This is a genomic window from Thiohalocapsa marina, assembly GCF_008632335.1.
GTDB classification, from domain to species: domain Bacteria; phylum Pseudomonadota; class Gammaproteobacteria; order Chromatiales; family Chromatiaceae; genus Thiohalocapsa; species Thiohalocapsa marina.
In genome coordinates this window covers 1-19,173 of the sequence record NZ_VWXX01000014.1, presented here as the reverse complement: position 1 = coordinate 19,173, position 19,173 = coordinate 1, and the positions used below count along the sequence as shown (strand labels likewise).

Below are 19,173 nucleotides of genomic sequence, written 5' to 3'. Positions count from 1 at the left end.
CGCCAGCCACCAGCCACCAGCCACCAGCCATCAGCCACCAGCCACCAGCCACCAGCCATCAGCGGCCAAACGGAAGCCAACTAGCTTTCAAACTTCGAACTTCGAACTACAAACTTTTTTCAAAATGTCCGTCCGCGAGATCATCCCCACCCAGAGCGCCTACCTCGAGCTCAAGGCCGAGCGGGCCGGCATGCAGGAGGGATATCGCTTTCTCGACGAAAAGCGCCTGATCCTCGCCTCCGAGATCCTGGCCCAGCTCAGGGACTACGAGGACACCATGGCCCGCTGGAACCAGGCACAGTCAGTCGCCCTGGCGGCCCTGCGCCTGGCCGTGGGCCGGCATGGCATCGAGGAACTCGGCATCTACCCGGCATCACCACCAACGGACTTTCCATCCCCCGGGGCGCCGCGCTCGGTGCTCGGCGTCGCCGTCGTCTCCGTGCCGCCGGCCCCGCTTGCGGAAATTCCAGGTATCCCTGCCAAAGCGGCAGACCCGCGAGCAGCGCCGGTCCTGGAACAACAGCCGCAACAGGCTGGGGCCGCGACGGTGCTGCGCACCCCCGAGGCCGAGCACTGCCGGGCCTGCTTCGCGCCGCTGCCGCAACTCGCCGCCCGGCTGGCCACGCTCACCGGCAACCTGGAACGCCTGCGCCGGGAATACCTGCGCACCGCCCGCCGCGCCCGCGCCCTCGAAGACGTACTCCTGCCCGAACTCGACGCAACCCTGCGCGCCGTCGACACCGCCCTGGAAGAACTCGAGCGCGAAGAGGCCGTACGCGTGCGCACCTTGGCGGTCTGAGAACCGGAGGATGTTCTGCACTCGGTTCAAGGTCGGCGTAAGGCAAGGTCGTAGCCAGTCGAGTCCGCCGAGTCCTGGCTCGACGTGCTGCGTAATCTCAAGGTACTCGGCCTCGAGGTCGGCCCCAAGCTGGCCGTCGGCGATGGTGCCCTGCGGTTCTGGAACGCACTCGATCAGGTCTACCCCGACACGCGCCACCAGCGCTGCTGGTTTCACAACATGGGTATCGTGCCTAATGCCTTGCCCAAGATCCTCCAAGGCAAGGCGAAGGCGCACCTGCACAGCGCGAACCCGATCGAGTCGACCTCCCCCCCCCCGGCCATCGCACCCGCCTGACCAGGACCTGTGCCATGCGCGGAACCGTCCTTGGCCTGATCTTCAAGCTTTCGCAGGAAGTGGTGAAGACCTGGGGACGCCTCCGCGCCCCGGAGAAAGTGACCGAACTACTCGACTGGGCGCCCTACGTTGTCTCACCGTAGTCGCGCGTACATATCTTGCATCCGAGATCGGCTACTACTGAAATTATCGCGACCCCACCATCGCGATCATAAACTCCTGCCCTTCAACTGCCTCATCGAGATCAAGCTCATTGCGCCGATCAAGAGCATCAATGCCCACTGGGATAGCGTGGGGATAGCGACTGGGCTACCGGCCGCCTCTTCGGGCGAGGCAAGGTTTTCCAAATGCAAGGCACCACCATCCAGGTTAGCGACGAAAGATGCTGCTCCAGTTACGATATTGATTTCGTAAAGCATTGTCGGGCTATTGGAACCGGCAAACCAGTCAGCCACAAGGTAAAGCTTCGACCCGATGTAACCCAACCCAGTTTGGCTGGCTACAGGTATAGTTAGGTCGCCAACTTCAGTAGCTGTCCCGTTCGTCTTGTTGATCGTATAGAACTTATCGGTATCATGACTCACGCCATAGAGGGTACCGTCGATAGCGCATGCCAATGCGGACATGGCAGTAATGCCGTTCGTCCCCCGCTCACTCAGTTCGCCCGTACTCAGGTCTAGCACATAAAGCGCCCCCCCCCCCGGTGACAGTTGAGCTCAGATACATCGTCTGATCAGAAGAACAGAACGCCAAGCCGGGATCATCGATAGCTCTGGAAAGATCCGCAATCCATGTGGCAGCGCCTGTGGTCGTATTGATGGTATAGAGCGCGTCTGTAAGGATCGTTCCATCCACATCATCGTCAATGTCATGACCCGGTTTATACGAGTTATCATCGGTCACCGCGAATAGCGTGACACCTCCTGGCCCGAAAGAGGATGCTTCAACCTCGTCTACCTGATGGGGCAAATCAGTAGTTACCGCCGTACCGATCTCGCTGATGCTGTTGTCAGCAAAGTCAATCTCATAGACAGAGGGAGCCAAACTGTCACCATCGATTGCATATCCAAATGGCGCTGCGAAACTCGCGGATGACATCAGTGAGATCGAAAGTCCCAAAGCGAGGGACATCCATGCAGATGGCTTCGAGGAACGGTTGGAATTGGGTTGTGTTCGATATGGTTTATTCATCGCGCTTGGCTCGTACACAATGCCTGTTATGCTCAGCAAATTAAGGTTTTCGGTTTGTATTGACCATCGAACTGAAACTACTCAGTCAATAAAGTGCCTCTGTTACGTTTCCTGTGGGTAAAGGGTTTTCCCCTCCCTGTGGAGCCCCTATCCTGGATGCATTGTAAACCCTGTTACTTTGCCTGTGGAGTTGTGTGCGCGAGGCCCGAGAGTGTGGGCAACCTGTGGGCCGCGCCCGGGCGGAGGCTGGCCAAGCGCCCCCGGACTCGACGGCTCGGCCCATGGGTTGTCCACAGGTCCCGCAGGGCTCGGGCCGGTCCGCAGGACGCGTTGGGCGCGTGGGCCGGTGTGCCGATCGGGCGAATAAGGTGTGCGAAGTCGCGCTGCACACGCGCCGGGGAGAGGCGGGTGTCGGCAAGCGGCTTGGGGCGCCCCCGCTCCCAAGGTCTGGGCCGATCGCTGGCCAGCGGGGCGGCGAGCCATAACTGGACGTAGGCCAGGCACACCAGCGGCCACCAGTGCTCTTCGTGGGTCAGCTCGGGGGTTTGAAAGCGGTCGAGGAGCAGGTGGTGTTTGCTGAAGCGGAAGAAGTGCTCCAGATCGAAGCGCTGGCGGTAGGCCTGTTGGATCTGTTGCAGGGACAGTTCGCCACGGCGTTGACCCATCACGATCAGCCACAGTGGGCGCTTGAAGCGCGCGCGCTCTGGATGTCGAAGACACGGCAACGGACCACATCGAAGGGGTGGGCCTGCATCGGGCTGTCGCGATGTCCGCGCATCAACAGGTCGCTCCAGCGCTCAAGCGTGAGGCGAATGGCCCGTCCGGAGACGGTCTGATCGAGCCATTCGGCGCGCTGTGAAGGACGCCTCCAGGTCTCGGGGTCGGCGAGACGAAAGGCCGCGCCATACCAGAACGGATGCCCGCACGCGCCGGCGGTAGCGGGCGGGGCGCGATAGTAGACGCGGTTGCCGGCGTTACGGGCGATCACGACATGAGGGGTCAGGGCTCCGCGCTCAGGTAACAGATCCAGCCGGCGTCGGCGTCGGCCTGTTCGGCGGGATGGAATTGGCCGTCCGGCTCGCCGTCGGCGGTCCAGCCTTGCCAGTAGCAGGTGACGCAGCGAAAGCCCGCCTCTGTGAGCAATTCGCGCAGTTCCGGCAGGGTCCAGAGCCGCCAGCGGTAGCTGAAGGCGCGCTCCAGCCGGGTGCCGTCCGGCAGCTCGAAATGGATGTGGCACTGCATGGCGCCGTCGATGGGGTTGTACGAGGCCTGTTCCCAGCGGTAGGTGAAGCGCCCCTCGGCGTCGTCGATGGTGCGTTCTTCGACCAGCTCGCGAAAGGCGTCATAGCCGCCGTAGGCATCGAGAAAGAACACGCCGTCGGCATCGAGCTGCGCGCGCACGTGGCGGAAGTAGTCGCGCAGGGCCGGGCGCTGGTCGAACACCCAGTAGCTGAAGTTCATGGCCGCCACGATGTCCATGCCGGGGGTCTGGCAGCGGCGGACATCGGCGCATTGCAGCCGCACGCGGTTGCCCGCCTCGGGCGCCAGTCTGGCCAGGGCCTCGGCGCGCGCCCAGTCCAGTACCTCGGGGTCGAGGTCGATGCCGACGGCGTGGTTGTTCGGGTCGCGCCGCACCCATTCGCGGCAGACCGCCGCGGTGCCGCAGAAGTCCTCGCGCAGGGTGCGCGGCGCGCGTCCACGCAGCCGCTGGAATTCTGTGTGCAGGAAATCGGCCTCGGCCTCGGGGCATTGCACCGAGCGCTCGTAGAGCCGGTAATTCAGATCAGCGGACAGTCTGCTTTACTCCCAGGCGGCTTGATCCGGTCGGATGCGTCGACCAATGGTGCTTCGGATTCCTCATGCCGCGGCAGCATGGCTGGCGCGGGTTTTGGCCGGCGAGGGGAATGGTACACTTAACCATCAGCCACTGCTTGGGTCACTCCGGCACAACCCGGCACAACCCGGCACAACGCGGTCAATGGGGGCAACATGAAGGTTCTTGTCACGGGGGGCGCGGGCTTTATCGGTAGCCACACCGCCGTCGAGCTGCTGTCCGCGGGTCACGACGTGGTGGTGGTGGATAATCTGTGCAACAGCAAGTTGATCGCCCTGGACCGGGTGCAGGAGATCTGTGGTCGGGCCCTGCAGTTCGAGCAGGCGGACGTGCGCGACACGGCGGCCTTGCGGACGCTGTTCCAGCGCCATGCGGTGGACGCGGTGGTGCATTTTGCCGGCCTCAAGGCGGTGGGCGAGTCCACGACGCTGCCGCTGGACTATTACGACAACAACGTGAACGGCACGCTGTGCCTGTGCCGCGCCATGGCGGAGGCGGGAGTGAAGCGACTGGTGTTCAGTTCGTCGGCCACGGTCTATGGCGATCCGGCGTCGGTGCCGATTCGCGAGGATTTCCTGCTGTCCGCGACCAATCCCTACGGGCGTACCAAGCTGTTCGTGGAGCAGATACTGCGCGACCTGCATGGGGCCGATCCGCAGTGGGACATCGCCCTGCTGCGCTATTTCAACCCGGTGGGCGCCCATGCCAGCGGACGCATCGGCGAGGACCCCAACGGCATACCAAACAATCTGATGCCGTACATCACCCAGGTGGCGGTGGGCAAGCTGCCCAGGCTGCGCGTGTTCGGCGATGACTATGACACACCTGACGGCACTGGCGTGCGCGACTACATCCATGTGGTCGACCTGGCCCAGGGCCACCTGGCCGCGCTGCAGCGCCTGAGCGCTCGGCCGGGGCTGCTGACCTGCAATCTGGGCACCGGTCGCGGCTACAGCGTGCTGGAGATGGTGCGCGCGTTCGAGCGGGTGACGGGCCGGGCCGTTCCCTACGAGGTGGTGCCGAGGCGACCGGGCGACATCGCCTGCTGTTATGCCGATCCGGCGCTGGCGCGGAGCGAACTCGGCTGGCAGGCAAGCCGGGGAATCGACGACATGGTGGCGGACGGCTGGCGCTGGCAGCGGCAGAATCCGGATGGGTATGGCTGAGGATTGTCCGGGATGGTCGTTGATGACCTGATGGTGGAGCCGAGGGGGATCGAACCCCTGACCTTCGCATTGCGAACGCGACGCTCTCCCAGCTGAGCTACGGCCCCGTAAAGCATCCGATACGGGCGAATTCTAACAGCCTTGCCGCCTTTGCGTGCCGGTTTTCGCGCTGTCTGGCGGGGCGCGTCGGACGGGCAGGCGGGTAACGGGCAGCAGGGGCAGGCGGCAACGGTGACCGCTGTGGTCACCCGCCGCGATGCAGCAACAGTTCCAGCACCAGCTTTGAGCCGAAATAGGCCAGGATGAGGATGGCGAAACCGCTCAGGGTCCAGGCGATGGCCTTGCGTCCGCGCCAGCCCCAGATGCGGCGCCCAAGCAGCAGGCCGCCGAAGACCATCCAGGCCACCACCGACAGCACCGTCTTGTGCACCAGGTGCTGCGCGAACATGTTCTCCAGGAACGCGAACCCGCTGAGCAGCGCCAATGTCAGCAGGATGAAGCCGATGCCGATCATCTCGAACAGCAGCGCCTCCATGGTCATCAGCGGCGGCAGTGTGCGGATGAAGCCGTTCGGCCGGCGCTTGCGCAGGTAGTGATCCTGCACCGCCAGCAGCAGGGCCTGCACGCTGGCCAGGGTGAGCAGGCTGTAGGCCAGCATGGACAGCAGCACATGCAGCTTGAGCATCCAGCTCACGCCCTCGCCCATGAAGCTGACGCTGGGGTAGAGCAGGTCCAGCAGCACCGTGATGGCGGCCAGCGGCATGATGACGATGCCCAGGTTCTCGATGGGCTTGCTCAGGCTGGAGATCAGCAGCGACGCGACCACCGTCCAGGAGGCCAGCGACAGCGCGTTGAAGAAGGCCAGGTTCAGCCCGGCGTGGCTGAAGATGGCGGCGTACAGCAGCCAGGTGTGCAGCGCCAGGCCGACGAACCCCAGCCCGAGGGTCACGCCCCGGGCAGGACCCCGTTGGCTGTCGGCATGGGCAAACAGCCGCCAGCCGATGACGCCGGCGCTGCCCAGGTAGGAGAGGATACTGGCGATGGCGATGGGGGCGATGCTCATGGCGGAGGATAATCGCATAAAAAGCCGCTGTGGGGGAGTCTGTCGCGCGCTCGGGCGCGGTCCGGTCGGGGTATTCTTTCGCGCAACTTTGATTTAGGTTAAGCAATTGCGGCGTCGGGCCGGGCGCATCCCCGATGCGCGATGTCAGAAATCGAGAGGAAACAGATGTTCGATACGCTTCAGGAACGCTTCGGCGACGTGCTCAAGGGCCTGCGCGGTCAGGCCCGTCTGACCGAGGACAACATCCGCGAGACCCTGCGCGAGGTGCGCATGGCGCTGCTGGAGGCGGACGTGGCGCTGCCGGTGGTGCGCGGCTTCGTCGAGCGGGTGCGCGCCAAGGCCCTCGGCGCCGAGGTTACCCGCAGCCTCACCCCCGGACAGGTGCTGATCAAGATCGTCAACGACGAGCTCACGGCGCTGATGGGCGAGGCCAACGAGGGCCTGGACCTGAGCGCGCAGCCACCGGCGGTGATCCTGATGGCCGGCCTGCAGGGCTCGGGCAAGACCACCAGCACGGCGAAGCTGGCGCGGTTCCTGAAAGAGCGGCTGAAGAAGAGCGCCATGGTGGTCAGTTGCGACGTCTACCGGCCGGCGGCCATCGAGCAGCTGCGTACCGTCGCCGGCGAGGTCGGGGCCGCGTTCCATCCCAGTTCGCCGGAGCAGACGCCGCTGGAGATCGCCCAGGGCGCGGTCGAGGCCGCGCGTCGGCAGTTCAAGGACGTGCTCATCGTCGATACCGCCGGTCGGCTGGCCATCGACGAGGCCATGATGCAGGAGATTCAGCAGCTGCATGCGGCGTTGTCGCCGGTGGAGACGCTGTTCGTGGTCGACAGCATGACCGGCCAGGACGCGGCCAGGACGGCCAAGGCCTTCCACGAGGCGCTGCCGCTGACCGGCGTCATCCTGACCAAGGCCGACGGCGATGCCCGCGGCGGCGCCGCGCTGTCCATCCGCGAGATCACCGGCAAGCCGATCAAGTTCCTTGGTGTCGGCGAGAAGACCAGCGCGCTCGAACCCTTCCACCCGGATCGCGTCGCCTCGCGCATCCTCGGCATGGGCGATGTGGTGTCGCTGGTCGAGGAGATGCAGGACAAGGTCGACCGGCAGAAGGCGGAGAAGCTGGCGAAGAAGATCCAGAAGGGCAAGGGCTTCGACCTGGCGGACTTCCGCGAGCAGTTGCAGCAGATGAACAAACTGGGCGGCATGGCCGGCCTGATGGACAAGCTGCCGGGGGTCGGTCAGCTCCCGGATCACGTCAAGGGCCAGGTGAACGACCGCGAGGTGACCAAGCTGATCGCCATCGTCGACTCCATGACACCCATGGAACGGGCGCACCCGCAGATCATCAAGGGCTCGCGGCGCAAGCGCATTGCGCTGGGCTCCGGCACCCAGGTGCAGGACGTGAACAAGCTGCTGAAGCAGTTCACGCAGATGCAGAAGATGATGAAGAAGATGAAGGGCGGCGGCATGGCCAAGATGATGCGCCAGATGCAGGGACGCCTGCCGCCGGGGCTTGGTGGCGGCATGGGTGGCCCGGGCGGCTTCCCGCCCCCAGGCGGCGGTTTCCCGTTGTAGGCGCGGAGAGAGCAGGCCCATGTTTACCGGAATCATTCAGGCCGTCGGCGAGATTGAACGCCTTCAGCCCCGCGGCGGTGACGTCCGCCTGTCGGTGCGTGCCGGCGGACTCGACCTGGCGGAGGTCGCCCTGGGCGACAGCATTGCCGTGAACGGTGTCTGCCTGACCGCGGTGGAGATCGGCGGCGGGCGGTTTGCTGCGGACGTGTCCCGCGAGACCCTGTCACTGACCACCCTGGGCGGCCTGGGCCCCGGCGGGCGGGTCAATCTGGAGACCGCACTGACCCTGTCCACGCCCCTGGGCGGGCATCTGGTGAGCGGCCACGTGGACGGAGTGGGGACGGTGCTCGAGGTGCATGAGGACGGCCGCTCCTGGCGGCTGCAGATCCATGCCCCCGGCGAGCTGGCCCGCTACATCGCCCACAAGGGCTCCATCTGCGTGGACGGCACCAGCCTGACGGTGAATCAGGTGTCCGGTGCGGTGTTCGACCTGAACATCGTCCCGCACACCCTGCAGCAGACCATCATCGGCGACTACCGGGCCGGCACGCGGGTGAACCTGGAGGTGGACCTGATCGCCCGCTACCTGGAGCGCCTGATCCTGGGCGAGCATGCCGGGGAGCAGGAACTGGGCTCGATCACCGAGGAGTTCCTGCGCCACCACGGTTTCATGCGCTGAGACGCTGGTGGGTGCCGGCGGCCGCTGGCCGCTGGCGGCGGTTCCTCAGGGCGGGCCCGAGCGCAGGTGCTCCGGGTTGCCGTCCAGGTAGTTGCGCCGAAAGCGGTCGCACTGGTCGATCAGGTCACGCGCGCTCTTGGGCATCGGCACGCGGGCGCGCACGATGTGCGTCACCAGTTCGGTGCCGGCCTGCAGGATGCGGTTGCCCTCCTGGGCCTCGTGGATCTGCAGCAGGCTCGGCGCCGGCGGCAACCGCGGCTGGATGGTGCGCAGTCGATCGCTGGCCACGACAAAGGCGGGCCAGACCTCGAAGATGCAGGGGTCGGTGCGCAGGGTCTCGCACTTGCGCTTGGCCGAGCTGCCGAACTCCTTCAGCAGCGGGCCGACCCCGGGGATCTGGGTGCTGCCCTCGAAGGTGGTGACCAGGGTGGCGGTGATGCGGTCGATGTCGCGCATGGTCTGCGCGATCTTGATGTAGCGGCTTTCGTAGAAGGTGGCGATGGGCTGGCTGAAGGCCTTGAACGGCTCGCCCCAGAGTTCATCGATCCCCTCGTCGCCGCCGCGATGGCGTACCATATGCCCCAGTTCCAGCGCCTCGAGCAGGTAGCCGCCGCACTCCTTCATCAGGGCGTCGTCCGGCTCCACCTCCACGCCGTCGGCCTGCAGTTCCACCAGCTTGGTGAAGATGGCCGCGGCCCGGTTGAACAGGGCACCAGCAAGCATGGCGCCCTTGACGCGCTTGCGGTCCGGATCGGTCTCGCGCTCGTAGGCGGTGCGCGCCTCCGCCAGGCGGATGCCGGGGATGTTGATGCCGTGCTCGACGTGGTTGAACAGGCGCCGGGTTAGGGCCTCGATCAGGGCCTTTTTCGCCTCGAGGCTCTCCGCCGGCGGCTCGTAGTACTTGATCCAGTAGCCGTCGTAGTGGATACAGGTACGGCCGTCGATCTCGGCAAGCGACCCGTTCTTGATATCCTGGCTCATGGGTGGCGGACTGGGCTCCGGGGCTCGGCGGCTGGGCTCGGTTTTTGCGGGATGTCGGGCGGAAGTGGCCGATATTTTCGTTGTCGGCCGTAGCGGATTGCAAGCGCCTTGTTGCGATGAGGTTACCAGTTGTGGTGAATGTGTCATCTCGCGAGTGTCCGGCCGCCGTCGCGCCTCTGGCCGCGGGGCCGTTTTCGGTACTGCTGCCGGTTCTGCTGCTGCTGGGCATGGTGTGCGGCGCTGGTTCGACCCAGGCCATGGAGACCGGCTCCGTGGAGCGCAGCCGTACACAGGCGTTGCCACAACCGCCGGACCGGCCCCGGCCCACACGCGCACGTATCGACGAACTCATCGCCCGCTACGCCAAGCAGCATCGTCTGGAGCGCGGCCTGGTGCACGCGGTGGTGCGGGCGGAATCCAACTACGACGCCCATGCGGTCTCGCCGGCGGGGGCAGTGGGCCTGATGCAGATCATGCCGGAGACGGCCGCGGACTACGGTGTCGGCTCGGTGGAGGCACTGTTCGACGTGCAGACCAACGTCCGCGTGGGCACGCGCCACCTGCAGCGGCTGGTGCAACAGTATGGCATCGGCAAGGCCGTGATGGCCTACAATGCCGGCGAAGGGGCGCTCGAGCGTCACAACGGCTTCGTCACCTATGCCGAGACCCAGCAATACACCCATCGCGTGCTGACGGCCTATCTGCAACTGAAGGGCGTGGAGCCCTATTCGCCGGAGGCCAGGCAGGTGACCGGCATCACGCTGACCCCGACGATGGCCGGCGCCGGCGGCAGAGGGTCACTGCAGCGCGGCGACCTGTCGCGGTTGTCCCTGCGCCTGCGTCCCTTGTCCGGCGAGCGGATGCTGGTCCCGGCCGCCGCCCAGGCCGGGCCGCAGCGCCGGCCGATGTTCGTGATCGAGCGCACGGACTGAGCCGGCAACCGGATCCGGTCGCAGAGCCCGTCGCAAAGCCCGCACCCATCCCGTCGCACACCCCGCCGCATTGGCCCTTGCACACCATGTTCCGACCCGTCTCAGTCTTCGTCGGCCTGCGCTACACGCGGGCGAAACGGCGCAACCACTTCATCTCCTTCATCTCGCTGATCTCCATGCTCGGCATCATGCTCGGCATCATGGCGCTGATCGTGGTGCTGTCGGTGATGAACGGCTTCCACAAGGAGATCCAGGAACGCATCCTCGGCATGGCCTCCCATGCCACCCTGAGCGACCCGGTGGACGGTGTCGCGGACTGGAGCCGCCTGGTCGAGCGGGTAAGCGCGCATCCGCAGGTGGTGGGGGCGGCCCCGTTCGTCGAGATCCAGGCGATGCTGATGAACGCCGGCCGCACCAATGCGGCGCTGCTGCGGGGCATCGTGCCGGCGCAGGAAGACGCGGTGTCCGATCTGCGGCAGGACATGCAGCTGGGCTCGGTGGATGACCTGACCCCCGGCAGCTTCAACATCATTCTCGGCACGGAACTGGCGGCGGTGCTGGGGGTGCGGGTCGGCGACAAGGTCACCGTGGTGACGCCGCAGGTGAGCGCCACCCCGGTGGGCGTGATGCCGCGGCTGAAGGCGTTCGACGTGGTGGGCCTGTTCGAGGTGGGCATGGCTGATTACGACCGCGGTGCCGGCTTCATCAGCATGGCCGATGCCGCCACCCTGATGCGCCTCGGCGACAATGCCGAAGGGGTGCGCATCAAGCTCCGCAACATGTTCGATGCCCCGCTGGTGGCCCGGGAGATCGCCTACGCGCTGGACTCCGAGCAGCACGAGACCTACCTGGTGACGGACTGGACCCAGGTGCACCGGAACTTCTTTGCCGCGTTGCGCACCGAGAAGCGCATGATGGGCATCATCCTGTTCATGATCGTGGCCGTGGCGGCGTTCAACATTCTGTCGACGCTGGTCATGGTGGTGACCGACAAGCGCTCCGACATCGCCGTACTGCGCACCCTGGGGGCATCGCCCGGGCGCATCATGGGCATCTTCATGGTGCAGGGCACCACCATCGGGCTCGCCGGCACCCTGCTGGGGGTCGTGGGCGGGGTGCTGTTGGGGTGGAACGTGGAGTCCATCGTCGCGGCCATCGAGCGTGCCTTCGATGTGCATTTTCTCGACCCGAGTATCTATTACATCAGCGCCTTGCCGTCGGACGTGCGTGCCGCCGACGTGCTGCTGATCGGCGGCGGCGCCTTCCTGATCTCGGTGCTGGCCACCCTGTATCCGGCCTGGCGGGCGGCGCGCACAGACCCGGCGGAGGCCTTGCGCTATGAGTGATCGCGGCAGGCAACAGACGGGCGCGGCCGATGTGCCGGCGCTGCAGCCGGTGCTGCAGGCCCGAGCGGTGGTGAAGACCTTCGTGCAGGGGCCGCAGGAGGTATCGGTGCTGCGGGGGGTGGACTTCAGCGTGCGCCGCGGCCAGCGGCTGGCCATCGTTGGCGCCTCCGGCTCGGGCAAGAGCACGCTGCTGCATTGTCTCGGCGGCCTGGAGCGCCCCACCAGCGGGGCGGTCCTGTGGTCGGGGCAGGATCCGATGCGCCTGTCCGAGAAGGCCCGCGGCCTGCTGCGCAACCGGCGGCTGGGGTTCGTCTACCAGTTCCATCACCTGTTGCCGGAGTTCTCCGCGCTGGAGAACGTAGCCATGCCGCTGCTGATCGGCGGGGCCGCGCCGGCGCAGGCGGCCCGGGAGGCCACCGCCCTGCTGGAGCGGGTGGGCCTGGGGCACCGGCTGCGGCACAAGCCGTCGGAGCTCTCCGGCGGCGAGCGGCAGCGGGCGGCCATTGCCCGCGCCCTGGTCACCCGGCCCGACTGCCTGCTGGCGGACGAGCCCACCGGCAACCTCGACCGCCACACCGCCGAGGACGTCTACCAGATGATGCTGGCACTCAACCGCGAGGTGGGTACCAGCGTGGTCATCGTGACCCATGACCTGGAGCTGGCCGCGCGCACCGATCAGATCTGGCGTCTGGACGACGGCGTGCTGACCCGAGCGGCGGCGTAGCGCTTGCGCCGCAGCCGGATCTGGCGCATCAGGCTCCAGCGCCAGAGCCCCTGGACGATCACATAGCCGGCCGCTGCGCAGGCTGTGGCGCAGATGAGGCTGCCGAGCAGGAGCGGTCCCATGACACTGAACCAGTTGTGCCAGTCCAGCCAGAAGGCGGGCTCGAAGGTGCGGATCGGGCGGCCCAGGATCCAGGCGCCGATGGCGTAGGCCAGGTAGAACATGGGGGGGATGGTGAGGGGATTGCTGATCCAGACCAGCGACACCGAGATCGGCAGGTTGACGCGGAAGCGGATCGCCCCGGCCGCGGCGATGAACATCTGCCCGATGGGTGGCAGGTACATCACGAACAGCCCCAGGGCCACCGCTCCGGAGGCGGAGTGGCGATTGATGTGCCAGAGGTTGGGATCGTGCAGCAGGTTGCCGAAGACGCCTAGACACTTGTTGTCCACGACCTGCCGCGGGTCAGGCAAGATGCCTTTCAGCCACCGTTTCACCCGGCCGATCCCAGCGTCATTACGGGCGTTATTGCGCACGTCATTGCCAGCGTCATCGAAGGTCTCGCTGCGGGATGGTCGCGGGGACGAGTATATGCCACCGCGCCGACGGCGAGACGGAAAATTGCATCCCGTGGCTGCCGGGCGGACGCCATGATCGCCGGGGCGGTCGGCCTGGTGAGCCGCGCCCTGGCCCACTGGCGGCGGGTGCAGGGGATGCCCTCCATCGGCCTCTTCGGCATCGCCCTGGCCTTCAGTGCTGGCGTGGGGCTGCTGCACCTGTTGCCCACGCTGCCGCCGCGCTGGCCGCTGGTGACGCTGTTTCTGCTCGCCTTGCTGGGCGCCCTGCGCTGGCGTCGCGTCGCCCTGGCGGCGGCGTTCGCCTTCGGCCTGCTGTGGGCCCAGGCCGATGCCTGCGATGTCCTGTGCCAGCCGTTTCCCGAGGCGTACATGGGCCGCTCGCTGAGCGCGGAAGGTCGCATCGCCGGGCTACCGGGGCGCCGCGATGATCGGGTGCGCTTCCTGTTCCGGGTGGAGCGGCTGACGGCGGACGGCGCGGTGGTGCCCTTTCGTGGTCTGGTGCGGCTGAACTGGTACCGCGACGCGCCGGACCTGCGCGCGGGTCAGCAGTGGCGCCTGGTGGTGCGCCTGAAATCCCCGCACGGGTTCGCCAACCCGGGTGGCTTCGACTATGAGCGCTGGCTGTTCCAGCAGGGCATCGCCGCCACCGGCCATGTGCGGGCCGGCGACGGTGCGGTGCTGTTGGGTCAGGGGCCGGGTCGCGACTGGCTGGCGCGCTGGCGGCAGCAGGTGCGCGACCGCCTGGAGGCGGCCGCCGCCGCCAACGGCGCTGACTCCGCCGGCCTGGCACTGGTGCAGGCGCTGGTGATCGGTGAGCGGGGTGACCTGACGCCGGCGCAGTGGGAGGTGTTCTCACGCACGGGCACCAGCCACCTGATCGCCATTTCCGGCCTGCATGTGGGGCTGGTCGCCGGCTTTGCGTTCTTTCTGGGTCGCTGGCTGTGGTCGCGCTCCGAGCGGCTCGGCCGGGCGCTGGCAGCACCCCGGGCGGCGGCGCTGGCGGCACTGCTGGTGGCGCTGGGCTATGCGGCCCTGGCCGGATTCGCCATCTCCACCCAGCGGGCGGTGGTGATGCTGGCCGTGGTGCTGCTGGCGGTGGTGGCCCGCCGGACGCTGCGCCCCGCCGGCGGACTGGTGCTGGCGCTGGCGGCGGTGCTGCTGCTGGATCCGTCGAGCGTGTTGTCCTACGGTTTCTGGCTGTCCTTTGGTGCCGTCACCGTGCTGCTCTATGCCCTGGGCCGCCGCCTGCCGCCAAAACGGCCGCCAAAACGGCCGCCCAATCAGGTGTCGGAGCAGCCGGCCGAACAGCTCGTGATGCGCTGGGGGCGGGCGCAGTGGGCCGTGGCCCTTGGGCTGCTGCCGCTGCTGCTGTTGCTGTTCGGGCGCGCCTCGCTGGTAGCGCCCCTGGTGAACCTGGTGGCGGTACCGCTGTTCGGGGTGTTGTTGCCGGTGGTCCTGGTGGGCACCCTGAGCACACTGCTGACCGGCTGGGGATTGCCGCTGGGCCTGCTGGTGCTGCTGCTGGAGCAGGGCTATGCCCTGCTGGCCCGGGTGTCCGACTGGCCGCTGGCGTCGCTGTCGCTGGGTGGGCGTGCCGCCTGGGTCTGGGTGTCCGCGTTCGCCGGCGTGCTGTTGCTGCTGGCCCCGCGGGGGCTGCCGGCACGCTGGCTCGGCGTGATCCTGCTGGCGCCGTTGTTGCTGGTCAGGCCGCCTGCGCCGGCCCCCGGCGCGGCGCAGCTGACGATGCTGGACGTCGGGCAGGGGCTGGCGGTGGTGGTCCGCACGGCCCGGCATGCGCTGGTGTTCGACCTGGGGCCGAGTTATCGCAGCGGCTTCGAGACCGGGTCTGCGGTGGTGTTGCCCTACCTGCGCGAACGCGGTGTGCGGCGTCTTGACCTGCTGATGATCAGCCACAGCGACCGTGATCATTCCGGCGGTCTGGCGGGGCTGGCGGGCAAGATCCCGGTGGGGCGCCTGCTCAGCGGCCAGCCGGAAGAACTGACAGGGCTGGGCCTTGCGGGAGCACTGGTGGGGAAACCGATGGGGGATCTGGAGCCCGCGCCCTGCCTGCGGGGCCAGCGCTGGCAGTGGGATGGCGTCGCCTTCGAGGTGCTGCATCCGGCGCCGATCGACGGCGACGCGCCGCGGCATGACAACGATGCATCCTGCGTGCTGCGCATCGTCAGCGCCGGCGGGGCCTCGGCCCTGCTCACCGGGGACATCACCGGCGGCGTGGAACTGGACCTGGTGGATACCCTGGGGGCGGGGCTGCGGTCGCAGCTGCTGGTGGCTGCCCACCACGGCAGTGCCACGTCCAGCACGGTGCCCTTCCTGGCGGCGGTCGCGCCGGACTGGGTGCTGTACTCCGCGGGTTATGGCAACCGGTTCGGCTTTCCGGCCGCCGAGGTCCGGGCGCGGGTCGATGCCATCGGGGCCCGCAGTGTCAATACCGCCGACGCCGGCGCCGTCTCCTTCGTGCTGCCCGCCAGCGGCGAGATCCCGCCGCCGGTGCGCTGGCGCGATCAGTCGCCGCGCATCTGGCGCCATCGGCCGTGACCGTCCAGATTGAATTTGCCTGGTATGCCAGCAAGTTGAACGCGCCCGGTTGTCGAGCCTCGATCAATCCTAGAGCAACCGTGTTGTTTGTCAAGCGGCGGTGGCTGTGGGTGGTCTCTGCGTCTCTGCAGTCCGAATTTGCGCTTGCTGGGGTGTGCAGGAAAAACTGACGGCAACGCTGGGTTGGTGTAGACTACCCTCTTTCGGATACCCGGTCGGTCGGTATCCAGAGCGGCCACACGCCGCGAAAAACCACTCGAGCCGCTTGTTCCCGCGTTTCCTGGTTCTGCTTCTGCTGCTGGTTCCCGTTGTCGGGGCCTGGGCCAGAGCCGGGTCTTGGGCCTTCCGCTTGAAGCCTGCCTTATCACGTCCCAGACCGACTCCCGCGTGCACCCCGTGACGCGGCAGGGCACCACTGGAGTCATCCTGATGTCGTTCGATTCTCTTGGCCTGTCGGCCGAGCTTCTGCGTGCCGTGCAAGAGCAGGGCTACACCCAACCCACCCCGATCCAGCAACAGGCCATCCCGCCGATCCTGCAGGGCCGCGATGTCATGGCCGGCGCCCAGACCGGCACCGGCAAGACCGCCGGCTTCACGCTGCCGATGCTGCAGCGCCTGATGGAAACCCGGCCCGAGGGCCAGTCTGGCCGCGGTGCGCGTCCGCCGCGGGCGCTGGTGCTGACGCCGACGCGTGAACTGGCCATGCAGGTGGGGGAAAGCGTGGAGGTCTATGGCCGCCACCTGCCGCTGCGGGCCGCCGTGGTGTTCGGCGGCGTCAAGATCAATCCGCAGATCGAGCAGCTGCGCCGGGGCATCGACGTGCTGGTGGCCACCCCCGGCCGCCTGCTGGATCATGCCGCCCAGCGCACGGTGGACCTGTCCCGCATCGAGATCCTGGTGCTGGACGAGGCCGACCGCATGCTGGACATGGGCTTCATCCACGACATCCGCAAGGTGCTGGCCCTGCTGCCGGACAACGGCCGGCGCCAGAACCTGTTGTTTTCCGCCACCTTTGCCGACGAGATCAAGCAGCTTGCAGACCGCCTGCTGAATCGGCCGGAGCTGATCGAGGTGGCGCGCCGCAATACCGCCGCAGAGCGCGTCAGCCAGGTGGTTCACCCGGTGGACAAGGGGCGAAAGCGCGAATTGCTGAGCCAGATGATCGGCGCGGGAAACTGGCGTCAGGTGCTGGTGTTCACCCGTACCAAACACGGTGCCAACCGTCTGGCGGAGCAGCTGCAGAAAGACGGCCTGAGCGCCGCGGCGATCCATGGCAACAAGAGCCAGGGCGCGCGCACCCGGGCACTGGGCGGCTTCAAGAGCGGCGATGTCCGCGTGCTGGTGGCCACGGACATCGCCGCCCGCGGCCTGGATATCGATCAGTTGCCCCATGTGGTCAACTACGAGCTGCCGAACGTGCCGGAGGACTATGTGCACCGCATCGGCCGCACTGGTCGGGCGGGCAATGCCGGTGAGGCGGTCTCCCTGGTGTGCGTGGACGAGCACAAGCTGCTGCGCGACATCGAGCGGCTGCTGAACCGACGCATCCCGCAGCAGGTGATCCCGGGCTATGAGCCGGATCCGCGCATCCAGCCGGAGCCCATCCAGAACGGGCGCCGCGGCCGAGGCTCGGAGCCGGCTGCATCCGGTCGTGGCCGCGGTGATGGTCGGCGCTCAGGCAGGGCGGCCCCGGCCGCCAGGTCAGGTGCCGAATCCCCAACCAAATCGGGCGCCAAATCACGGCACGCCCCGGCGCGTCGCCGGCCGGTAGCAGCGGAAACGCGTCCGCATCATCGTCAGGGGCGGGGTAACCGCCAGCCGGAGCAGGCGGCCCTGCTCGGTGGCGGTCGGCGGGAAGACTGATCGGCCAGCCTGATCGGACACTTGGGATTGCGACTAGGGAGGCGCTGAATGAATCAGCGCTTCCCTAGAAGGCGCCGGTGGCCCCGGCGGTGAGGATGGACAGCATCTCGCCGTTGATGGTGATCGCAATAGCCTGTAGCTCTGGTGGCAGCTCGTAGGCATTGATGATCATGTCCAGGTTCAGCATCTCCAGCCAGTAGTTGCCTTCGTCGTCTTCCACCAGGGCGATGCGGCAGGGCATGTAGGCGGCGTAGATGGTGTTGAACTGCACCATCTTCACCGCGTCTTCAGGCCGGCAGAACTGGTAGATCTCCAGCCGCGGCGAGTCGATGCCGCGGGCCTGCAACTCGGCACCGACGTTCTGGTGGCCCACCAGCTTCATGTTCAGCTCCACCGCCTTCGAGTTCATGGCCTCGATGGCGGCGTCCGGCGTGACTCCCTCGGCCAGGCCCATCTTGAGCACGGTCTGGCCGATCTCGTACATGGTGACCGAGGGGGCGCGTTCGGGCTCTGCGCGAGCCTGGCCCGGGAACAGGGTGGTCGCCACCAGGGGGGCGGCAGTGAACAGCAGGGCGGCGGTGACGGCAAGGGTGTTCTTGTGCATTAGGGGTGACTCCTGAGACAGGTCGTGTCGAAAGACGGGACGGCTGGACGGGATGCGTGTCGGGCGAGGCCCGAGGCTCAATCCCGGTCGTCGTCATCCTCGTCGTCATCGTCGTCCTCGTCGTCCGCCTGGTCGTCAAGCGAGGCGATGAAGGCCATCAGGTCGAGGATGTCTTCCTCGTCATAGTCGACGAAGGTCTCGTCTTCGGGGTCATCCGCGTGGATGCGCTCCTTGCTGTTGAACAAGGCGATCTGGCGCATCAGGTATTCATGATACTGCCCGCGCAGGGGGGGCGACTCCTTGCGCGACTTGCCCTCGCCCTTGCGCCCATGGCAGGTCTTGCAGTCGCTCTTGTAGGTGCGCTTGCCGCTGCGGGCGCTGCCGTCCTCGGGGCCGGGCACGTCCAGCTCGATGTCGATATCGGAGATATAGGCGGCGAGGTTGATCAGGTCCTGATCTTCCGCGGTCTGCAGGGCGCCGACCACCACCATGGCATCGTAGCCGCGCTCGCCGGAGCGGTAGTCGTGCAGCGCGTTCAACAGATAGTACTCGGGCATGCCGGCGATGCGCGGGTACTTGCCGCCGAGGATGCCTTGACCACGTTGCCCGTGGCACAGCGCGCATTGCCGGAACATCACCTCGCCGGCCTTCAGGTCCGGCTCCATCTCGGCCGCGTCATCATCAGGCGCGGCATGCAGACCGAGGGGCGCCGCAAGCAGTGCGGCGAGGAACAATCGCGTCAAGGTCATTGGGGTCACTCCACTCTCTGGGCCCGGCGTCGGGCCTGTTCTTTGGTTAGGCAATCGGGGTCAGGCAATCGGGGTCAGGCAATCAAGACAAGCCGTTAGGCACGATTCAGAAATAACCTGCACGGATGCACGGTAGGGCGGATAAGCGAAGCGCATCCGCCACAGGCCACAACGGCGGATGCGCTTCGCTTATCCGC

Annotated in this window: 20 protein-coding genes and 1 tRNA gene; 10 read left to right on the top strand and 11 right to left on the bottom strand. The window is 66.8% G+C overall.

The features are described from left to right. Window positions 1–124 precede the first annotated feature (124 nt). A complete protein-coding gene (locus F2Q65_RS10420; protein ID WP_150093098.1) occupies window positions 125–799 on the top strand; it encodes a V-type ATP synthase subunit D in 675 nt (224 codons plus the stop codon). Window positions 800–883: 84 nt separating this feature from the next. Then, window positions 884–1,135, top strand: coding sequence for a hypothetical protein (locus F2Q65_RS19950; RefSeq protein ID WP_150093096.1), 252 nt, complete (start codon window positions 884–886; stop codon window positions 1,133–1,135). A gap of 209 nt (window positions 1,136–1,344) precedes the next feature. On the opposite strand, the gene F2Q65_RS10410 is transcribed toward F2Q65_RS19950, so the two are convergent. From F2Q65_RS10410 to F2Q65_RS10390, 5 genes are all read right to left on the bottom strand, one after another. Continuing rightward, complete coding sequence (locus F2Q65_RS10410) at window positions 1,345–1,761, bottom strand: IPTL-CTERM sorting domain-containing protein (RefSeq protein WP_150093094.1); 417 nt, start codon at window positions 1,759–1,761, stop codon at window positions 1,345–1,347. A gap of 25 nt (window positions 1,762–1,786) precedes the next feature. Further along, window positions 1,787–2,326 carry a hypothetical protein gene (locus F2Q65_RS10405; RefSeq protein WP_150093092.1) on the bottom strand — a complete coding sequence of 180 codons (540 nt, stop codon included), beginning with the start codon at window positions 2,324–2,326 and terminating at the stop codon, window positions 1,787–1,789. 173 nt (window positions 2,327–2,499) lie between these two features. Beyond that, window positions 2,500–2,991 carry a transposase gene (locus tag F2Q65_RS10400; RefSeq protein WP_150093090.1) on the bottom strand — a complete coding sequence of 164 codons (492 nt, stop codon included), beginning with the start codon at window positions 2,989–2,991 and terminating at the stop codon, window positions 2,500–2,502. A gap of 5 nt (window positions 2,992–2,996) precedes the next feature. After that, the gene (locus F2Q65_RS10395) at window positions 2,997–3,314 is read right to left on the bottom strand and encodes a hypothetical protein (protein ID WP_150093088.1); all 318 of its coding nucleotides are present in this window, start codon (window positions 3,312–3,314) and stop codon (window positions 2,997–2,999) included. Between the two features lie 11 nt (window positions 3,315–3,325). Beyond that, complete coding sequence (locus F2Q65_RS10390) at window positions 3,326–4,081, bottom strand: methyltransferase domain-containing protein (RefSeq protein WP_246156137.1); 756 nt, start codon at window positions 4,079–4,081, stop codon at window positions 3,326–3,328. A 234-nt stretch (window positions 4,082–4,315) separates the two neighbouring features. On the opposite strand from F2Q65_RS10390, the gene galE reads away from it, so the two are divergent. Then, entirely contained in the window at window positions 4,316–5,326 is a 1,011-nt protein-coding gene (galE, locus tag F2Q65_RS10385; protein ID WP_150093084.1) for a UDP-glucose 4-epimerase GalE, read from the top strand. Window positions 5,327–5,357: 31 nt separating this feature from the next. Here the strand turns inward: galE and F2Q65_RS10380 are convergent. Both F2Q65_RS10380 and F2Q65_RS10375 read right to left on the bottom strand, forming a co-directional pair. Continuing rightward, window positions 5,358–5,433, bottom strand: a tRNA-Ala gene (locus tag F2Q65_RS10380). Between the two features lie 137 nt (window positions 5,434–5,570). Beyond that, window positions 5,571–6,389, bottom strand: a complete 819-nt coding sequence (locus tag F2Q65_RS10375; protein ID WP_150093082.1) for a cytochrome C assembly family protein — start codon at window positions 6,387–6,389, stop codon at window positions 5,571–5,573. Window positions 6,390–6,554: 165 nt separating this feature from the next. Between F2Q65_RS10375 and ffh the strand changes: the two genes are divergently transcribed. Next, on the top strand, window positions 6,555–7,964 hold the full coding sequence (gene ffh, locus F2Q65_RS10370; RefSeq protein WP_150093081.1) for a signal recognition particle protein: 1,410 nt from the start codon (window positions 6,555–6,557) through the stop codon (window positions 7,962–7,964). Window positions 7,965–7,983: 19 nt separating this feature from the next. Beyond that, window positions 7,984–8,643, top strand: a complete 660-nt coding sequence (locus F2Q65_RS10365) for a riboflavin synthase (RefSeq protein WP_150093079.1) — start codon at window positions 7,984–7,986, stop codon at window positions 8,641–8,643. A 45-nt stretch (window positions 8,644–8,688) separates the two neighbouring features. Here the strand turns inward: F2Q65_RS10365 and F2Q65_RS10360 are convergent, their stop codons facing one another. Next, the gene (locus tag F2Q65_RS10360) at window positions 8,689–9,624 is read right to left on the bottom strand and encodes a hypothetical protein (protein WP_150093077.1); all 936 of its coding nucleotides are present in this window, start codon (window positions 9,622–9,624) and stop codon (window positions 8,689–8,691) included. A 134-nt stretch (window positions 9,625–9,758) separates the two neighbouring features. Between F2Q65_RS10360 and F2Q65_RS10355 the strand changes: the two genes are divergently transcribed. The 3 genes from F2Q65_RS10355 to lolD all read left to right on the top strand — a co-directional run bounded on the left by F2Q65_RS10355 (window position 9,759) and on the right by lolD (window position 12,626). Further along, a complete protein-coding gene (locus tag F2Q65_RS10355) occupies window positions 9,759–10,556 on the top strand; it encodes a lytic transglycosylase domain-containing protein (RefSeq protein ID WP_170265638.1) in 798 nt (265 codons plus the stop codon). 86 nt (window positions 10,557–10,642) lie between these two features. After that, the gene (locus F2Q65_RS10350; protein ID WP_150093073.1) at window positions 10,643–11,902 is read left to right on the top strand and encodes a lipoprotein-releasing ABC transporter permease subunit; all 1,260 of its coding nucleotides are present in this window, start codon (window positions 10,643–10,645) and stop codon (window positions 11,900–11,902) included. Continuing rightward, entirely contained in the window at window positions 11,895–12,626 is a 732-nt protein-coding gene (gene lolD / locus F2Q65_RS10345) for a lipoprotein-releasing ABC transporter ATP-binding protein LolD (RefSeq protein ID WP_150093071.1), read from the top strand. The genes F2Q65_RS10350 and lolD overlap by 8 nt, the downstream gene beginning before the upstream one ends. Here the strand turns inward: lolD and F2Q65_RS10340 are convergent. Beyond that, on the bottom strand, window positions 12,578–13,078 hold the full coding sequence (locus F2Q65_RS10340) for a DUF2062 domain-containing protein (protein WP_246156136.1): 501 nt from the start codon (window positions 13,076–13,078) through the stop codon (window positions 12,578–12,580). The genes lolD and F2Q65_RS10340 overlap by 49 nt on opposite strands. Window positions 13,079–13,276: 198 nt before the next feature. Here F2Q65_RS10340 and F2Q65_RS10335 point away from each other — a divergent pair, with 198 nt between their 5' ends. Both F2Q65_RS10335 and rhlE read left to right on the top strand, forming a co-directional pair. Next, window positions 13,277–15,760, top strand: a complete 2,484-nt coding sequence (locus F2Q65_RS10335) for a DNA internalization-related competence protein ComEC/Rec2 (RefSeq protein WP_246156135.1) — start codon at window positions 13,277–13,279, stop codon at window positions 15,758–15,760. Window positions 15,761–16,189: 429 nt separating this feature from the next. Further along, the gene (gene rhlE, locus F2Q65_RS10330; RefSeq protein WP_150093067.1) at window positions 16,190–17,623 is read left to right on the top strand and encodes an ATP-dependent RNA helicase RhlE; all 1,434 of its coding nucleotides are present in this window, start codon (window positions 16,190–16,192) and stop codon (window positions 17,621–17,623) included. Between the two features lie 64 nt (window positions 17,624–17,687). Here the strand turns inward: rhlE and F2Q65_RS10325 are convergent, their stop codons facing one another. Together F2Q65_RS10325 and F2Q65_RS10320 are read right to left on the bottom strand one after the other, a co-directional pair. Continuing rightward, window positions 17,688–18,227 (bottom strand): DUF302 domain-containing protein, encoded by a 540-nt coding sequence (locus F2Q65_RS10325; protein WP_150093065.1) that lies wholly within the window; start codon window positions 18,225–18,227, stop codon window positions 17,688–17,690. 77 nt (window positions 18,228–18,304) lie between these two features. After that, window positions 18,305–18,976, bottom strand: a complete 672-nt coding sequence (locus tag F2Q65_RS10320) for a c-type cytochrome (RefSeq protein ID WP_150093063.1) — start codon at window positions 18,974–18,976, stop codon at window positions 18,305–18,307. Window positions 18,977–19,173 lie beyond the last annotated feature (197 nt).

What these genes read in the sequence shown, in the direction of transcription:
- galE (WP_150093084.1), top strand. Translation starts at nt 4,316, where the DNA reads ATGAAGGTTCTTGTCACGGGGGGCGCGGGCTTTATCGGTAGCCACACC.
- F2Q65_RS10400 (WP_150093090.1), bottom strand. Translation starts at nt 2,991, where the DNA reads ATGGGTCAACGCCGTGGCGAACTGTCCCTGCAACAGATCCAACAGGCC.
- F2Q65_RS10360 (WP_150093077.1), bottom strand. Translation starts at nt 9,624, where the DNA reads ATGAGCCAGGATATCAAGAACGGGTCGCTTGCCGAGATCGACGGCCGT.
- F2Q65_RS10420 (WP_150093098.1), top strand. Translation starts at nt 125, where the DNA reads ATGTCCGTCCGCGAGATCATCCCCACCCAGAGCGCCTACCTCGAGCTC.
- ffh (WP_150093081.1), top strand. Translation starts at nt 6,555, where the DNA reads ATGTTCGATACGCTTCAGGAACGCTTCGGCGACGTGCTCAAGGGCCTG.
- F2Q65_RS10350 (WP_150093073.1), top strand. Translation starts at nt 10,643, where the DNA reads ATGTTCCGACCCGTCTCAGTCTTCGTCGGCCTGCGCTACACGCGGGCG.
- F2Q65_RS10320 (WP_150093063.1), bottom strand. Translation starts at nt 18,976, where the DNA reads ATGACCTTGACGCGATTGTTCCTCGCCGCACTGCTTGCGGCGCCCCTC.
- F2Q65_RS10405 (WP_150093092.1), bottom strand. Translation starts at nt 2,326, where the DNA reads ATGAATAAACCATATCGAACACAACCCAATTCCAACCGTTCCTCGAAG.
- F2Q65_RS10365 (WP_150093079.1), top strand. Translation starts at nt 7,984, where the DNA reads ATGTTTACCGGAATCATTCAGGCCGTCGGCGAGATTGAACGCCTTCAG.
- F2Q65_RS10325 (WP_150093065.1), bottom strand. Translation starts at nt 18,227, where the DNA reads ATGCACAAGAACACCCTTGCCGTCACCGCCGCCCTGCTGTTCACTGCC.
- F2Q65_RS10375 (WP_150093082.1), bottom strand. Translation starts at nt 6,389, where the DNA reads ATGAGCATCGCCCCCATCGCCATCGCCAGTATCCTCTCCTACCTGGGC.
- rhlE (WP_150093067.1), top strand. Translation starts at nt 16,190, where the DNA reads ATGTCGTTCGATTCTCTTGGCCTGTCGGCCGAGCTTCTGCGTGCCGTG.
- lolD (WP_150093071.1), top strand. Translation starts at nt 11,895, where the DNA reads ATGAGTGATCGCGGCAGGCAACAGACGGGCGCGGCCGATGTGCCGGCG.
- F2Q65_RS10335 (WP_246156135.1), top strand. Translation starts at nt 13,277, where the DNA reads ATGATCGCCGGGGCGGTCGGCCTGGTGAGCCGCGCCCTGGCCCACTGG.
- F2Q65_RS10410 (WP_150093094.1), bottom strand. Translation starts at nt 1,761, where the DNA reads ATGTCCGCATTGGCATGCGCTATCGACGGTACCCTCTATGGCGTGAGT.